Raw genomic sequence first — 15742 nt, forward strand, 5'->3', positions numbered from 1 at the left:
CGGTGGGGTCGTCGGCCGAGGGGAGGGAGTAGAAGTGGTCCACCCGGGCGGCGTTGGTGAAGGAGACGTCGGGGCCGACGTCGGCGTCCACCGTGGCCGAGAACGCGACGGTGAGGACCTCCCCGGGGCCGAGCACGGCCGCGTCGGGGAACCGCCAGATGACCTCACCGGAGCTCGTCCGGTTCGTCTCGTCGAGGGTGGGCTCCTGGGCCGCGGGGAGAGCCGTGCCGCCGATGGCGTAGGCGAGGTCCGTGAGGGCCGTGTCGCGAAGCTCCGGCGGCAGGACGTCGGTCACGACGAGGTTGTAAGCCGGGCCCGTGCCGGTGTTGGTGACGGTGATCCGGTAGCCCACCCGGGCCCCGGCCTCCACCGGCGAGGGCACGCTCGTGGCGGCGAGGGCCACCTCGAGGGCCGGCTGGAGCACGGGGAAGGAGGCCGAGGCGGTCTTTTGGGCCGCGGCCGCCCCGCCGGCCAGGGTGTAGTCCAGGGTGGAGGCGAGGTCGAACGTCGTCGAGTCGGCCTGGGGCAGGGTGCGCAGGACCCGGGCCCGGTAGGTCAGGGTGAAGGCGTCGTTTCCGGCGTCGTTGTCGCCGGTGTTGGTGATGCTCCCGAAGGACCAGGTGAGTGTGCCGGTGGCGCCGGGGGCGGGGGTGGCGACCCCGGTCAAGGTGAAGGGCCCCGCGCCGTCCCAGGTGCCGTCGGTGTCGCCGCCCACGCTCACCGTGTCCACGTAGGCGAGGTGGTCGGGCAGGGTGTCGGTGAGGGTGAGGCCCTTCGTGGTGCCCTCGGGCAGACCGGTCACGGTGAGGGTCACGGTGACAAGGTCGCCCACCCGGTACGCCCCGCCGGCAAGGGTCCCGGAGGCGACCGCGGCGGAGAGTCCGGCCGGGTCGGGGGTGGTGATGGAGACCGACAGGGGCCCGGTCGTGTAGTCGTCGAGGCCTCCGGTGCCGCCGTCGCCGTCCCGCTCGTTGGGGTCGGCGCCGTCGAGGCTCGTCCAGTCGAGGGAGAGGGCGTCGGTCAGGGTCTGGGCCGGCTCGACCGCGTCGAGGACCGTGACCCGGTAGGTGAGGACGAAGGAGGCGCCGGGGGCGAGGTCGAGGTCCTGGCCCGCGTCGCGGCCCCAGATGAGGGCCTGGGGGTCGCCGGCGACCGCGGGTTCCAGGGCGGAGCCGTCCTGTTGGGCGGATCCGGCGACGTAGGCGAGGCCCGCGGGGAGTTGCTCGACCAGGGCGAAGTCAAAGGCGTCGGAGACGTTGGCGTCCGAGGCGTTCGACACGGTGACCCGATACTCCAGCACGTCGCCCGCATCGGGGGCGGTGAGGGCGGAGAAGTCGGCCGGGTCGCCCCGGGTCACGTTGCGGGCGGCGAGCGCCGCGGTCACGGCCGGTTCGGTGAGGGTGAGCGTGTGATCCGGGCTCGCCATAGGCCCCTGGTTGTTGCCGCCGGTCTGGTCCGAGTACCAGGGGGCGTGGGCGGTGAGGGAAACCGCGGTGCCGGCCTGGTTGCCGGCGTGGTCGGCTTTGACCCGGGCGGTCACGGTGATGACGGCGCTCTGGTTGGCCGGGATCCTCCCGCACCGAACGTCCACCGTGCCGGCAGCGGTGTCGCTCCTGTTGGTGAAGGTGTCGCAGGCGGCGTCGGCGGTCACCGAGACAAGGGCCAGGTTCGGCGGCAGCGCGGGCACGGCGTCGTCGATGCCCGTGCTCGACACCGGGGTTCCCTGGGGCGCAAGGGTCACCTTCACGTCGTAGAGATCGGTCTTCACCGGCGTCTGGGGGAAAGTGATCGTGAAGGTGACCGTTTCGCCGATCTTGGCCGTGGCGGGGCCCGCGAGGGCCATGTCACGGGGCGGGTCGAAGGTGGTGGTGGACACGTTCGATACGCTGCCGCCCACCCAGCGCTGGCGCTGGGCTCCGTTGGGGTCGCTTGCCGGAAGCGAGTGGAACTCGTCCACCTTGGCCTGGTTGGAGAGGGTGACCCCGGCCCCGACGCTCGCGTTCACCGTGGCCGTGTAGTCCACGGTCCAGGTCTCGCCCGGTCCGAGGGGGGACGCGTCGTCCAGCGTCCAGGTCACGTTTCGCCGGCCGTCCCCGTCCACGGTTTCGCTCTGGGTGACCGTCGGCGTGCCGGCCCCTATGGCGTGGCGGACCCCGCTGGGGCTCGCATCGCTCGCCCCTGCGGCCATGATGTCGGTGATCTGGACGTTGTAGGCCGGGGCGGGGCCGTTGTTGGTAACGGCGAGGCGGTAGTCCACGGTGGCGCCGGCCTGGAGCGGCGAGTCCGTTCGGATCACCGCTTTCACGATGGTGAGTTGGGGCTGGAGCACGTTCACGCCGGTTGGGGTGGTGGCGGCGGTGGCGTCCGAGCCGTCGGCCCGTTTGTACGACACGCTCACGCCGCGCTCGAGGCGGGTGGTGTTCGCCCTGGGTTCCGGGCCCGCCTTCACCAGGGCCGGATCGTCCTTTACCACCCGCACCTCGTACACGATGGAGAGCGTCTCGGGCGAGGCGTTATCGGTGTCGGTGTTCGTGATGTCGCCCAGGGTCCAGGTGAGGGTGGCGCCGGAGACCCCGATCAAGCCGGCGCCGTCGGGGGTGGCGGAGGCCGGAATGTCCGTGTACGAGAGCGGGGACGCCGTGGAGTAGGGGGCCGCGGTGTCGCCACCGACGGACACGGTGCGGACCAGGGCCAGGCCGGCCGGCAGGTCGTCGGTGACCGTGACCCCCCGGGTGGTGCCCTCCTGGAGGGTCACGTCGATCCGGTAGGTGATCACGTCCCCGATCCGCACGTCCTCGTCGGTTGGACCGTAGGTGTCGGTCACCCGCGTCACCGCGACGGCGGTCGCGTCCGCCGCGGTAACCGAGGCCGAGGCGGACGCTGCGTAGTCGTTCACCCCGCCGGAGCCGTCCCGCTCGTTGGCGTCCGGCCCGTCGAGGCTCGTCCAGTCGAGGGAGAGGGCGTCGGTCAGGGTCTGGGCCGGCTCGACCGCGTCGAGGACCACCGCCTGGAACGTGAAGGTGAGCGTCCCTCCCGGGGCGAGGTCGAGATCCAGGGGGCTTGCCTGGGTGCGGCCCCAAGTGAGGGTCTGCTGGTTGCCGGCCGTGCCGTCGCCCGCGGTGTCGGGGGAGCTTGTGACATCCCCGGCCACCGTGCCGTTGAACCGGATGCCCTCTGGGAGATCCAGGGAAAGGGCGAGATCGAAGGCGTCGGAGACGTTGGCGCCCGCGGCGTTTTCCACGGTGACCCGGTACTCCAGCACGTCGCCGGCGTCGGGCGGCGTCACGGCGCCGCCGAAGGCGTCGCCCCGGGAGTCGTTCCGGACCTCCAGGGTCACGCTCACGTCCGGTTCGGTGGCCGTGAGGGTGTGGCCGGCCGTCAGCGGCGTCTGCGGCGTGCCGCCGGCCGCGTCCTTGTATCCGAAGGAGAAGGTCGGGGAGATCGTGGCCCCGGCCTGGTTGCTCGAGACGTTCGCCACCCGGGCCCGGACCTCCACCACCGCCTGCTGGTTCGGGTCGATTCTTGTGAACGACGCCTCCACATGATTGGCGCCGAGGTCCGTGGCTGAGGCGTCGTATCCCAGCGCCCCGCTTCCGGACGCTTCCGCCACGCTCAGGAGCGCCAGCCCGGCCGGCAGGTCCGCCGAGATCGTCGGCTCGTACACCGTGGTCCCCACCGGGGTCTTGGGGAAGGTCAGCGTGTAGGTGACCACCTGGCCCACCGGGGCCGAGTCCCGGTCGGCCGTCACGCCGGCGTCCAGCACCGGGTCGGTGGTGATTGTCGCGTCGGAGGCCAAGGTGGGACCGTAGTCCTTCCGGTAAGCGGCCTCGGAGTCCGCCGAGGCGAGGGAGAAGTACTCCTCCACCTGCGCCAAACTCGTGAGGGTGACCCCCGGGCCCACGCCGGCGCCCACCGTGGCGTCGTACTGGATGGTCAGCGACTGACCCGCCGGCAGAGGTTCCGCGTCGGGCCACGTCCAGGTGACCACGCCGGTGGAGGAGAGGTTCGAGCCGTCGTACGCGGGATCGGTGGCGGGGGCCGACCCGCCGAGGGTGTAGGCGAGATTCGCCAGGGGCGTGCCCCGGAGTTCGGGCGGCAGGGTGGCGGAGACCTGGACGTTGTACGCCGGTGCGTCTCCGTCGTTGGTCACCGTGACCCTGTACCGGACGGTGTCCCCGCCGCCCACCGTTCCGGTCAAGTCCACGGTCTCGTGGGTGACGCTGAGCACCGGTTGAACCACGTCGAACGAGGTGGACGATGTCCTCGAGGTCTCCGACCCCCCCGCCGTGTGGTACAGGACCCGGCCGGTGCACGAGCGAGGGGTGCTGGCCGCCTGGGCGATGGTGTTGAGCACCCGGGCCTCGAACACGATGGCCAGGTCGTCGTTGGACGTGTCGTTGTCGGAAGCGTTTGTGATCTTCCCGAAGTCCCAGGTCACCGTGCCGGTGGCGCCGGCCGAGGGGGCCGTGGTGCCGTCGGCGAGGGCCGTGTACCCGAACGGGGCCGCCGCCTGGTACGGCGACCCGTCGGCGTCCCCGTGGACCGATACGGTGCCGACGAACGCCATGTCTGCGGGCAGCTCGGCCTCGACCCGGAGGTTGTCCGTGGTGCCCTCGGGCAGGTCGTTCACGGTCAGGGTGAACCGCACCACGTCGCCGGGCCGGTACTCGGCCCCGCCGGAAAAGCCCGGATCCGCCGCGATCGAAACGTCTACGGAGTCCCTCGACCGCAGGGCGAACGATGCCGACGTGCGGTAGTCGTTCAGGCCGCCCGCCCCGTCCTGCCCGGTGCGCTCGCCGTCGCCCCCGCCGGACGTGCCCACGGCCGAGCCCAGGTCGGGCCCGGGGTCGCCGTCGAGGCTCGTCCAGTCGGCCGTGACGGTGGCGGTGAGGTCCTGGTCGGGTTCCACCGCGCCCAGCACGGTGGCCCGGAACGTGAACGTGAGGCTGGAACCCGCGGGGATGTCGACGTCGAGGGGGGTGGTCTGGGTGCGGCCCCAGGTGAGCGTCTCGGGGTTGCCGGCCGATCCGTCGCCCGCGGTGTCGGGGGCCGCGGTGATGCCCCCCGAGACCGAAGCGGCTTCGTACGAAAGCCCTTCCGGGAGCGCCACCTGTACGTTCAGGTCGTGGGCGTCCGGTCCGGTTCCGGCCTGCAGCGTCACCTGGTACTCGATCACGTCGCCCGCGTCCGGGGGGGTGGGCGAGGCGGAGTAGACCGTGTCGCCCCGGGCCACGTTCTTGGCCAGCACCGACGCGCTCACCGCGGGTTCGGCCACGGTCAGGGTGGCGGAGGCCGAGTTCGCCGGCGATCCGGTGTAGGCATAGGCGGCCGTGACCCCGAGGGAGGTGCCGGTCTGGTTTCCGGTCACGTTTCGCACCTGGGCCACGAAGGGGATCGTGACCGTGCGCTCGGCGCTCGTGCCGGCCAAGACGGTCCGCTTCCCGAAGTCCCAGGTGACCGTGAGGGGGTTCCCGGTGGCAGGTACAGACGGACTCACGGTGGGCTGTCCGCCGTCCACCGCCGTGCCTAGGGTCGCGGCCGGGGTGGCCACGAGGAGGAGCCCCTCGGGGAGTTGGGCGGTCACCTGGAACGCCTCCACCGTGGCCGCGGGGAACTCGACCGCGATCTCGAAACGGACCTGCTCGCCCACCACCACCGCGCTCACCGCGTCGTTCCCCACCGAGGTGTTGGCGACGGCGAGGGCAAGGGTGACCGGCGTGGCCGTGACGTCCGCCGTGTCGCTCGCCGTGGCCACGGCCTCCCCGTCCGCGTCGCCCGGCGGGGTCTGGCTTCCCACGGCGCCCGGAAGGGTCGAGGAGGTGGCCGCGGCGGCGCTCGTCAGGGTTTCGCTCGGCACCACCGAACCGCCCAGGGTGGCCCGGTAGAGGAGGGTCACGCTTCCCCCGGGATCGAGTTGGCCGAGGGCCGTGAGGCCGGTGTTCGCGGCGGTGAAGGTGACCGTGCCGCCGGCCCCGGCGGTGTAGCCGCCTTCGTTGTCGGTATCGGATCCGTCCGTGGAGCCGTCGCCGTCGTTGTCCACGCCGTCGCCCGCCCCGTCCACGAGGACGAGCTTGGCGGGGAGGGTGTCGGCCACCGCGAGGTCGAAGGCCGGGGCGAACCCGTCGTTGGTCACGGTGACCCGGAACTCGAACACGTCCCCGCCGTCCCCCTGGGCGGAGGCGGCGAAGGCGCCGGACGTGGTCACGTTCCGGACCTCCTTGGTCACGCTCACGGACGGCCGGCGCACGGTGAGGGCGAGGCTCTTCCGGAGGTCCGGGTCGGAGCCCCCGAACCCGGCCGAGGCGAAGGTGCGGCCGCCGGCCTGGAACGTGAAGTCCAGGAGGTTCGTGAGGGTGTGGCCGTCAATGTTTCCCGCCGCGTTCAGGACCCGGGCCGTCAGGTCCACCTCGAAGGTGCCGGCGGCGGAGAGGTCGTTCACCCCGAACGTCACGAAGCCCGACGCGACCGGCGTGGGCGCCGTGACGGAGCTGACGGCGACCGTGGTGCCGCCGGCGGTCTGGTACGACACGTACCCGAGCCCCGTGGGCAGGGTGTTTTTCACCTGGATCCCGGTCACGCTGGCCGAGCCGAACCAGCGCCCCCGGAGCCGGAAGGTGACCTCCTCGCCCACGGCGACGTCGGTGCCGGAGGTGAACGCCTGGTCGGTAGCCTCAAGGGTGAGGGAGGCCGCAAACCCCGTTACCGCCGCGACGGCCCGGTCGTAGGAGTGGCGGTTCCCGGTGGAGGTGCCGGCGTCGTCGTGCACCCACCCCTCCACCGTCCCCTCCACGGTGAGGAGTCCCCCGTTGTCGTTGGCGGTGGCCGTGACCGTGACCACGGCGCTCTGGCCCTTTGCCAGGGTTCCCAGTTGGGCCGAGGTGCAGGTGCCCGTGCAGGCGCCGACGGCGCCGCCCGTGCCGGGGGATGTGACCTCGACCGACACGGCCGTCCACCCGGCCCCGAAGTTCGGGGTGAACGAGAGGTGGTCGGCCACCGAGCCGGGGTCGCCGTTGTTCGTGAGGGTGAAGGTGAACGTGACGGACTCCCCGTCGGTAACGGCCGAGGCGTCCGGGCTCACGGTGACGTCCACGTCGGGGGTGGCCGGATCCAGGGTGGCCGAGTGGGGGAACGGGCCCGTGCCGCCGCAGGACGAGGTGGCCACCAGGTCCACCGCGTTCGTGCCGGCGGCGGGCGGGGAGGGGTCCGCGTCGGGGTCGGTGTCGAAGCCCGCCGTGGGCAGGGTGCGGAACGTGACGGCGACCGTGTCGCCGTTTCGGTAGGGGCCGGTCAGGGTGAAGACGGGTTTCGCGGGGTCGGTGGCATTGACCGAGAGCGATCCTCCCCCGGCCAGCGCGGGGGGGAACGAGGGATCGATCTCCTGCCCCGCCGGAAGCGTGTCGGTGATCTGGAGCTGGGTCGCCGTGCCCCCCGCGTTCGTGAGGGTGATCCGCACCTCGGTGCGGCCGTCGGGGAGGGGCGTGAACGCCTGGGCGATGCCGCCCGAATAGTCCGGGAGCATGACGAGCGCCGCGTCGTCGGCGTTGTCCGTGGGCGCGGAGAGATCCACCGCCCCGCAGCCCCAGGTGACCGACGCGGTGTTGGCGCCGCCGGCGCAGGTGCCGCCGAGGGTCTGGGTGAGGGTGTAGACCGCGGTACCCCCGGCCGCCAGAACGGGTAGCCCCACCGGCGTTCCGTCCGTGACGGCCGTTCCCGTTTCGTGCCCTGGGCCCACGAGGGTTCCGGTGGTCGTGCCCGTGGCGGGGAGGAGGTCGGTGAGTTCCAGGTTCCGGGCCTCGAAGTCGCCGCTGTTTTGGATTTCGATCCGCCACTCCACCGTGTCGCCGCTCCCGCCGTACACGGTTTCGGCGTACCCGGCGTCGCCGGCGGTCACGTTTTTGCCCGTGACGCTCACCGTGAGGTCCGGCCGGCGCACCGGCAGGGCGTAAGTCTCTCCGACGGCCGCGACCGCGCCGCCGCAGGCGAGCGTGGCCGAGGCGCCGGCCGTCACGTTCACGAAGGCGGCGTTTGCGGTCTCGCCGGCCGTGACGCCGAACCGGATCCGGATCGTGTCGCCGGGCGCGAGGTCCGCGAGCGGCGGGATCTCCGTCGAGGTCCAGGTAAGGCTCCCGCCGGAGCCGGACGGGTCGGCGCCCGCGGTCCAGGTGGACCCGCCGTCGGTGGAGTACTTCACGGTGCCGGCCGCGAGGGCGAGCCCGGTGGTGGCCGTGGCCAGATCCTCGGTCACGGTGAGCCCGTAGAGGGTGGCCGCACCCGGGTTCGTGACCACGAGTTCCACCGTGCCGAGGTCGCAGAGCCGGGCCTCGCTCGACGCCGCGTGGGTCACCTGGAGTTGCCGGCCGGAAACGTGAACGAGGTCGTCCCGGTCGCCGTCTGGGCCGTCTCGCCGCCGCAGCCCCAGGTGGCCGTGGCCGTGGCGCTCCCCACGGAGCAGGCCGTTCCGGCCACGTCGGCCACCACGGTGACCGACGCGGAGCCGCCGGAGGCCAGATCCCCCAGGTCCCAGGACAGGGTCTGGCCGGCGAGCGCGGCCGGGAGCCCCGGGTTCCGGGCGTCCGTCTCGGCGAGGTTCGGGGCGAGGCCGGCGGGCACGTCCACCGCGAGGGCCGCGCCGTAGGCCGTGCCGTCGCCCGTGTTGTCCACGGTCACGGTCCACTCGACCCGGTCGGCCGAGACCGTGACGGATGCCGGCGCCGTGACGGCGAGGTCGGCCGAGCGCACGGCCGTCGGCGCCCCCGACCCGGTGGCCGTGTACCCGCGCCCGGCGCTCACCGAGGTCTCCTCGTCGTCGTGGTCCACCCGGGCTGCGAGGGGGGTGGGGGACGTGCCCGCACCGGCCCGCCGGCGCACCCGCACGAAGACCGTGCCGTCGGCCGTGAGGTCGGAGCCGGCCGGGAGGAGTTCCCACGTGGGGTCTGCCCCGGCGTTTTCCCGGTAGTCCACCGAGCCCTGGAACGCGCCGCCGTAGGTCGGCGTCTGGGGCGTGAGGTATTCGTAGTCCCCAGAGGTGTCGAGGGTGAGGAGCACGTTGGAGATCGGGTGGGCCGTGGCGTTCCCCACCGTGAGGGTGGCGTCGAACTCTCCGCAGACCTCGACCCCGCTGGGAACGTCCACGTCCAACGAGGCGGCGGCCCGGGCCGCCGTGAACGTGGCCGTCTGGGAGTACGTCGCGCCGCCCCCGATCGCCAGTGCTGCGGTGTGGGTCACGTCCCGGGAGATCGCGCCCCCGAGGTCGGCGTCGGGCACCGTGGTCTGGTAGGTGATGGTGAGGGTGTGAAACGCGATCGGGGTGTAGTTGAGGTAGGACTCGCCGGCCAGGAACCCGAAGTCCACCGCGAGTCCGCCGGCGTTCCGGGTGATGCTCCCGGAGGGTACGGAAAACGAGGCCTCCTGGGGGGTGCCCTCGTCCACCACCACCCGGAGGGTTCCCGGCACGAGGGTCTCGCCCGACAGCCCGCCGAAGTCGTCGGTGTAGGTGGTGCCGGTCCAGGAGCCGGCCTCGTTCCCGAAATCGTAGAAGGCCGTGAAGGAGACGAACTCCCCCTCGCCGGCTTCGCGCACCCCGTCGCCGTCGTCGGTCGCACCGGTCTCGTACGACCCGAGGGCCGGCGGAGCGACCTGGAAATCTTGACTCTCGATCGCGGCCGCCGGGCCGCCCCACGCCGCGAGGACGATCGCGACGAGGGCGCCCGCGGCGCGCCGGCGAAGGTTGGCCATGCCGGGGTCCGGAAAGGGAAAAAGGGGCACACCGCAACCCACCCGCCCCGGGTACGGATCGGCCGACGGGGCAAGAATCTTAAAAATACTGCTACCTTCAAAAGTATTGCCGGCGGCGGGTAGGGGACTGGTTCCGGCCGGGCGCGAGTGCGGCACCCTTTTCGCCGCGCCTTTCCATGCCGTTGTCGGCTCGCCAAGACGGGGCGGCGGTGACGGACGTTCCGGATCTTCCAAAGCGATCCAGGCGTGGTGAGGGCGCGCCGAGGTAAGGGGCCGCACCCGGCTCTCCACCAGTCCCCCACCCGCGGGTTTCCGTGGCAACGACGGGGATCTGACAATACTTTCTTGGTGTTAGTAAGGGGGTCCAGAACGCCGCGGGGGCCGGCGGTGGACCGGAGGGGCGGAATGGAAAGGACTGGGCGGCGGCCTGAAGGCCGTCGCCCAAAACAATGCGGCCGCACCCAGGGGGGCGCGGCCGGCGGACCATCCGAGGTCCGAAGCGAACGAGAGCCGGATCAGGCGACCCAGGTGATGGCCCGGTGGAACCAGCCGAGCACCGGGCCCGGCAGCGACCCCACCACGAGGATCGCCACCACGAAGGCGCAGCCCAGGGCCCAGCCCAGGGGCGAGAGCGCCACCCGGCCGGCCGGCGCCTCCCCTCCCTCGGTTTCCTCGGGGCTGTAGGCCGCCTTGACCATCTTCAGGTAGTAGTAGATCGAGATCGCGGTGTTGAGGGCGCCGAAGATGACGAGCGCGAGGTGCCCCTTCTCCAGGGCCGCGGCGAGCACGAAGAACTTGCCGGCGAACCCGGCCGTGGGCGGGATGCCGGCGAGCCCGAAGGCCGCCACGGCCAGGGTGAGCGCGAGCAGGGGCGACCGGCGGTAGAGCCCCCGCAGGTGGGCCAGGGTCACGTTCTCGCCCTTGGGCGCGAGGGCGTAGATCACGTGGAACAGGGCGAGGTTCATGAGGAGATAGCCGGCCACGTAGTAGAGGGCCCCGGCGTACCCCCGGGCCGTGCCGGCCAGGATGCCGGCGATCATGAACCCGGCGTGGGAGATGGACGAGTAGGCCAGGAGCCGCTTGAGATCCTCCTGCACCAGGGCCACCAGGTTCCCGTAGGTCATGGACAGCACGGCCAGGAGGGTGAGCACCGTGGCGAACCCGCCGTCGCCCCCCCCGAGCCCGGTGAGCCGGATCAGCACGACCACGGCGCCCACCTTGGGCAGGGTGGCGATGACCCCGGAGGTCTCGTTGGCCGCGCCCTGGTAGATGTCGGGGGTCCAGAAGTGGAACGGGAAGAGGGCCAGCTTGTAAAAGAACCCGCCGAGCATCATCGTGAGGCCCAGAAGGCCCAGGGGGGAGGCCGCGATCTCGGGGTAGAGCCGGAGGAGTTCGTCCACCCGGGTGGTGTGGGCGAGCCCGAACACGTAGCTCATGCCGAAAAGGCTCACGCCCGAGGCGGCCGCGCCGAAGAGCACGTACTTGATGCCGGCCTCCACGTGGTGCAGGTGCTCGTCGCGCCGCAGGGGCACGAGGACGTAGAGGGCGTAGGACGAGAGCTCCAGGGCGATGTAGATCGTCAGGAGTTCGAACCCGCTCGCCAGGAACGTGAGCCCCAGGGTGCTCACGCCGAGGAACAGAAAGTACTCGGGCTCGTGCTCGGCCCGAACCCCCCGGACCCCCTCGCCGAAGGCCACGGCCAGGAAGAACCCCAGGGCCACCAGGAGCTTCACCCCCTGGCTCAGGGCGTCCACCCGGTACGCCCCGGCGAAGAGTTCCCCCCGGGCCCCCAGGCCCCACAGGGCCGTGACCACGGCCAGGGCCGAAAGCCCCAGGGCCGCGGCCCGGGCCGTACCCGGCCGGGTCTTGGCCAGGGTCAGGAAAAAGAGGGCCAGACAGCTTAGGCTCAACACGGTTTCGTGCGCAAAAGCCATGATGGGCATCCGGTGGTTGGACGTGAGTCGTGAATCGTTGAACTGCCGCCGGTCGCAGGTCGTTCGTCGTTCGTCGTTGAACTGCAACGACCCACGACCCGCGACCTACGACGAACGGCCCTTCGCTTCCTAGCCTCCTAGCCTCCTAGCTTCCTAGCTTCCCAGCGTCCCCGCCTCACTCCCCGTGGCCCGCGGGGGCCTCGGGGGCGTGTTCGGCTCCGGGTTTCCCGGCGTGCTCCGCCCCGTGCTCCCCGCCGTGGTGGCCGGCCGAGGGGAAGAGCGCGTTCATGAGCCCGGTCATGCCGCCCTCGGGCAGGCCCTCGGCGGCCTGGGCCTGGGCGACCACGTGGGAGACGCTCCGGTCCATCACCCGGAGAAACGGCTTGGGATTTAGGCCGATCCAGAACACGAACACCGACAGGAACGCGAGCATGGCGCCTTCCCGCAGGTCCAGGTCGAAGAGGTGCCGGTGGTGGGCGTCGTGGGCCTCGCCGTGCTCCCCTTCGTCATGGCCGTGGTGGTGGCCGCTCACCCGGTCCCAGATGATCTTCTGGAGGAGCCGGAGCATGTAGGTGGCCGCCAGGAGGGCCCCGGGGATCACGAAGGCCGCCAGGAGCTTGTTCTCCTGGAACGCGCCCACCAGCACCAGGAGTTCCCCCACGAACGAGTTGGTGCCGGGGAAGGCCAGCGACGAGAGACTGAAGAGCCCCAGGAACGCCACGTACACCGGCATGAATGCCCCCACGGCCGAGTTGTCGGCGATGAGCCGGCTGTGGGTGCGCTCGTAGAGGATGCCCACGCAGATGAACAGCGCCCCCGTGGTGATGCCGTGGTTCACCATCTGGAGGATGGCGCCCTCGATCCCCCGCTGGTTGGCGAGGAAGATGCCCAGGGTCACGAACCCCATGTGGCCCACCGAGGAGTAGGCGATGAGCTTCTTCATGTCGGTCTGGCCCAGGGCCACGAACCCGCCGTAGAGGATGGAGGCCACCGACCCCCACAGGAACACCGGGGCCAGGTAGGCCACGGCGGCCGGGGTCATGGGCAGGCAGAACCGCAGGAACCCGTAGGTGCCCATCTTGAGGAGCACGCTCGCCAGGATCACGCTGCCGGCCGTGGGGGCCTCCACGTGGGCCGCCGGAAGCCAGGTGTGGAACGGGAACATGGGCACCTTGATCGCAAACGCCAGGGCGAAGGCCAGGAACACCCAGAACTGGAACGCGAACGAGTACCCCTGCTCCATGAGCTCGGGAATCAGGAACGTGCCGGTCTTGAGGTAGAGCGCGATCACGGCCACCAGGAGCATGACGCTCCCGGCCAGGGTGTAGAGGAAGAACTTGATCGAGGCGTACACCTTGCGGGGCCCGCCCCACACCGCGATCAGGAGGTACATGGGCACGAGCATGGCCTCCCAGAACACGTAGAAGAGCACGAGGTCGAGGGCGGCGAACACCCCGATCATCGCGGTCTCCATCACGAGGAGGCTGACCACGAACTCCTTGACCCGCCGGTCGATGTACCGCCACGAGCACGCCACGCACAGGGGCATGACGAAGGTGGTGAGGAGCACCAGGAGCAGGCTGATCCCGTCCACCCCGAGGGCGTAGCGGATGTGGAACGTGGGGATCCAGTCGGCCAGCTCCAGGAACTGGAACTTGTGGGTCGAGGGGTCGAACCGGGTCCAGAGCGGGATCGAGAGGAGGGCCTCGACCAGGGTCACGGCCAGGGCCCAGGCCTTGAGCGCCCGGTCGCCCTTGAGCATCAGGGCCACCAGGGCCCCCGCGAGCGGCACGAACACGAGGGCGCTCAGGATCGGGTACCCCACGTTGGTTTCCACGGCGAACGCTGGCGTCATGGGCAAAACCTTACGGTGTTAAGGGCCGTGAGTCGTAAATCGTAAATCGTGAATCGTAAATCGTTGAACTGCCGCCGGTCGCGGGTCGTTCGTCGTTGGACTTCTCCGACCTAAGACCCACGACCTACGACCCACGACATCACAAATGCATCACCACGGCGATCACGAAGAACAGGGCCGCCACGGCCATGGCGATGTACTGCTGGAGCCGGCCGGTCTGGATCCGCCGGAGCTGGTCGCCGAGGCCCAGCACCCCGGTGGCCGTGCCGTCCACCACCCCGTCGATCGCCTTCACGTCGAACCGGCTCCACAGGGCCGCGGCGCCCAGGGCGAACCGGTATCCCACGGTGCGGTAGATCTCCCCCACCCACTCGTTGGCGGGCTCGAACCACCGCTTGTCGAGCCGGAGGAACCAGGCCGTGGCCCGGCGGTAGAACCAGTCGAGATCCAGGTTGAGCTTCGCCTCGGGCGTGAGCTTCTTCCGCAAGAGGTAGAAGGCGAGCCCCGTGAACCCGAGGATCTGGAGCGTCTCGGAGAGGTGGTAGGCGCTGTAGGGGTGGTACTCCGCCGGGAACGGGAGCATCCGGTAGAGGTAGTCGGGGTACACCCCCAGGAAGAAGCAGAAGAACGAGGCGATGCCCATGGCGATCACCATGTTCCTCGGCGGGTCCTTGCACTCCACCCCGCTGTCCTTGCCGAACCAGATGAAGTAGGGGAGCTTGATGCCCACCGAGAGGAACGTACCCACCGACGCGAGAAGGAGCATGAGCATCAGGATGGTCCGGTGGGCCTCGCCCGCCCCGGCGACCACCATGGACTTGGAGACGAACCCGCTCGTGAGCGGGAACCCCGAGATGGAGATCCCGCCGATCACGGTGCCGAGCATGGCGAGCGGCATCCTCCTGTAGAGCCCGCCGAGCTCCGAGAGCTTGGCCGTGCCGGCCATCTCGAGCACCGCGCCCACCCCCATGAAGAGGAGACCCTTATAGAGGATGTGGGCGTAGGCGTGGGCCACGGCGCCGTTTACGGCCATGGCCGTGCCGATGCCGATGCCGCAGACCATGTAGCCCACCTGGCTCACGATGTGGTAGGCGAGGATCCGGCGGCCGTCGTTTTCGATGATGGCGTAGAGGACGCCGTAGATCGTCATGATCGCCCCGGCCACGGCGAGCACCTCGTACCCGGGGAACGCCCGGGCGAGCACGTAGACCGCGGTCTTGGTGGTGAAGGCGCACATGAACACGGCGCCCATCACCGTGGCCTCGGGGTAGGCGTCGGGGAGCCACGCATGGATCGGGGGCACCGCGGCGTTCAGGGCGAATCCGACGAGGATCAGGTAGGCCGCCAGGTCGGCCGCGTCGGGGGGGATCGGGCCGAAGGTGAGATCGCCGGTCTTCATCCATTTCAGGAAGATGCCGGCCATGAGCACGAGCCCGCCCACCGTGTGCACCAGGAGGTACCGGAACCCGGCCCTGACCGAGGCCTGCCGCCGCCGCAGGAACACCAGGAACGCCGAGGCGAAGGCCATGAGTTCCCACCACACGAAGAGGGTGAGGTAGTCGCCGGCCAGCGTGACCCCCAGGGACCCGGCCACGTAGAGGAACGCCGCCACGTGCTGGCCCGTGTCCGTGACGTGCAGGCCGTACACCGCCCCGATCAGGGCCATCAGGGTGAACACGTGGAGGAACACGATCGCGAGCTTGTCCACGTGGGCCGGCACGAGCCGGAAGCCCAGGTACTCGATGGCGCCGTAGGTGCCGGGGACCATGGCGTGGACCGAGAGGAAGGCCACGAGCGGCACGGCCACGAGCGCGACCTGCCGGGCGCGGCCCCGGAGCACGGCCGCGAGCGCCGCGCCGATCACGAACAAGAGCGCCGGGTGCAGAAGGCCCATGGCTAGTCCTCCTCCCGGTCGTAGTAGTCCACCGGCTTCATGAGCCAGAGGTGCCCCAGGCCCTTCATGCCCTTGGCCATCACGAGCCCGCCCACCAGGGCGAATCCCGCCCAGAACCCCCGGACCCGGTCTCCCCAGAAGTGGGCCTCGTGGCGCGGCGTGAACACGTCGTAAACGAGGAACAGGCCCAGGAGCCCGAAGAAAACGGCCCGGAGCCAGTGGGGCCGCTCCCGGAGCCGGTCGATCAGGCGCACCAGCCGAGCGCTCATCGCACCACCTCGATGAGTTTCAGGAAGAGGTCGGGGTAGAAGCCGAACACCACGC

6 protein-coding genes are annotated in these 15742 nt (G+C 70.8%); all 6 read right to left on the minus strand.

Annotated elements, in window-relative coordinates; all coding sequences use genetic code 11:
• Positions 1-8344: isopeptide-forming domain-containing fimbrial protein (locus ACY0I8_RS11070; RefSeq protein ID WP_461394789.1), on the minus strand; the 8344-nt coding region annotated here is incomplete at its 3' end.
• Positions 8341-9735, minus strand: a complete 1395-nt coding sequence (locus ACY0I8_RS11075; RefSeq protein ID WP_461394790.1) for a hypothetical protein — start codon at positions 9733-9735, stop codon at positions 8341-8343. The genes ACY0I8_RS11075 and ACY0I8_RS11070, both read right to left, overlap by 4 nt.
• A gap of 515 nt (positions 9736-10250) precedes the next feature.
• Positions 10251-11669, minus strand: coding sequence for an NADH-quinone oxidoreductase subunit N (locus ACY0I8_RS11080; protein ID WP_461394791.1), 1419 nt, complete (start codon positions 11667-11669; stop codon positions 10251-10253).
• A gap of 175 nt (positions 11670-11844) precedes the next feature.
• The gene (locus ACY0I8_RS11085; RefSeq protein ID WP_461394792.1) at positions 11845-13524 is read right to left on the minus strand and encodes a complex I subunit 4 family protein; all 1680 of its coding nucleotides are present in this window, start codon (positions 13522-13524) and stop codon (positions 11845-11847) included.
• 139 nt (positions 13525-13663) lie between these two features.
• A complete protein-coding gene (locus ACY0I8_RS11090) occupies positions 13664-15418 on the minus strand; it encodes a Na(+)/H(+) antiporter subunit D (RefSeq protein WP_461394793.1) in 1755 nt (584 codons plus the stop codon).
• A 2-nt stretch (positions 15419-15420) separates the two neighbouring features.
• On the minus strand, positions 15421-15687 hold the full coding sequence (locus tag ACY0I8_RS11095) for a hypothetical protein (protein ID WP_461394794.1): 267 nt from the start codon (positions 15685-15687) through the stop codon (positions 15421-15423).
• Positions 15688-15742: the final 55 nt, after the last annotated feature.

It is taken from the genome of Deferrisoma sp., from assembly GCF_054681715.1.

Coding starts and splice junctions, on each gene's coding strand:
- ACY0I8_RS11095 (WP_461394794.1), bottom strand. CDS start 15,687: ATGAGCGCTCGGCTGGTGCGCCTGATCGACCGGCTCCGGGAGCGGCCC.
- ACY0I8_RS11075 (WP_461394790.1), bottom strand. CDS start 9,735: ATGGCCAACCTTCGCCGGCGCGCCGCGGGCGCCCTCGTCGCGATCGTC.
- ACY0I8_RS11080 (WP_461394791.1), bottom strand. CDS start 11,669: ATGGCTTTTGCGCACGAAACCGTGTTGAGCCTAAGCTGTCTGGCCCTC.
- ACY0I8_RS11090 (WP_461394793.1), bottom strand. CDS start 15,418: ATGGGCCTTCTGCACCCGGCGCTCTTGTTCGTGATCGGCGCGGCGCTC.
- ACY0I8_RS11085 (WP_461394792.1), bottom strand. CDS start 13,524: ATGACGCCAGCGTTCGCCGTGGAAACCAACGTGGGGTACCCGATCCTG.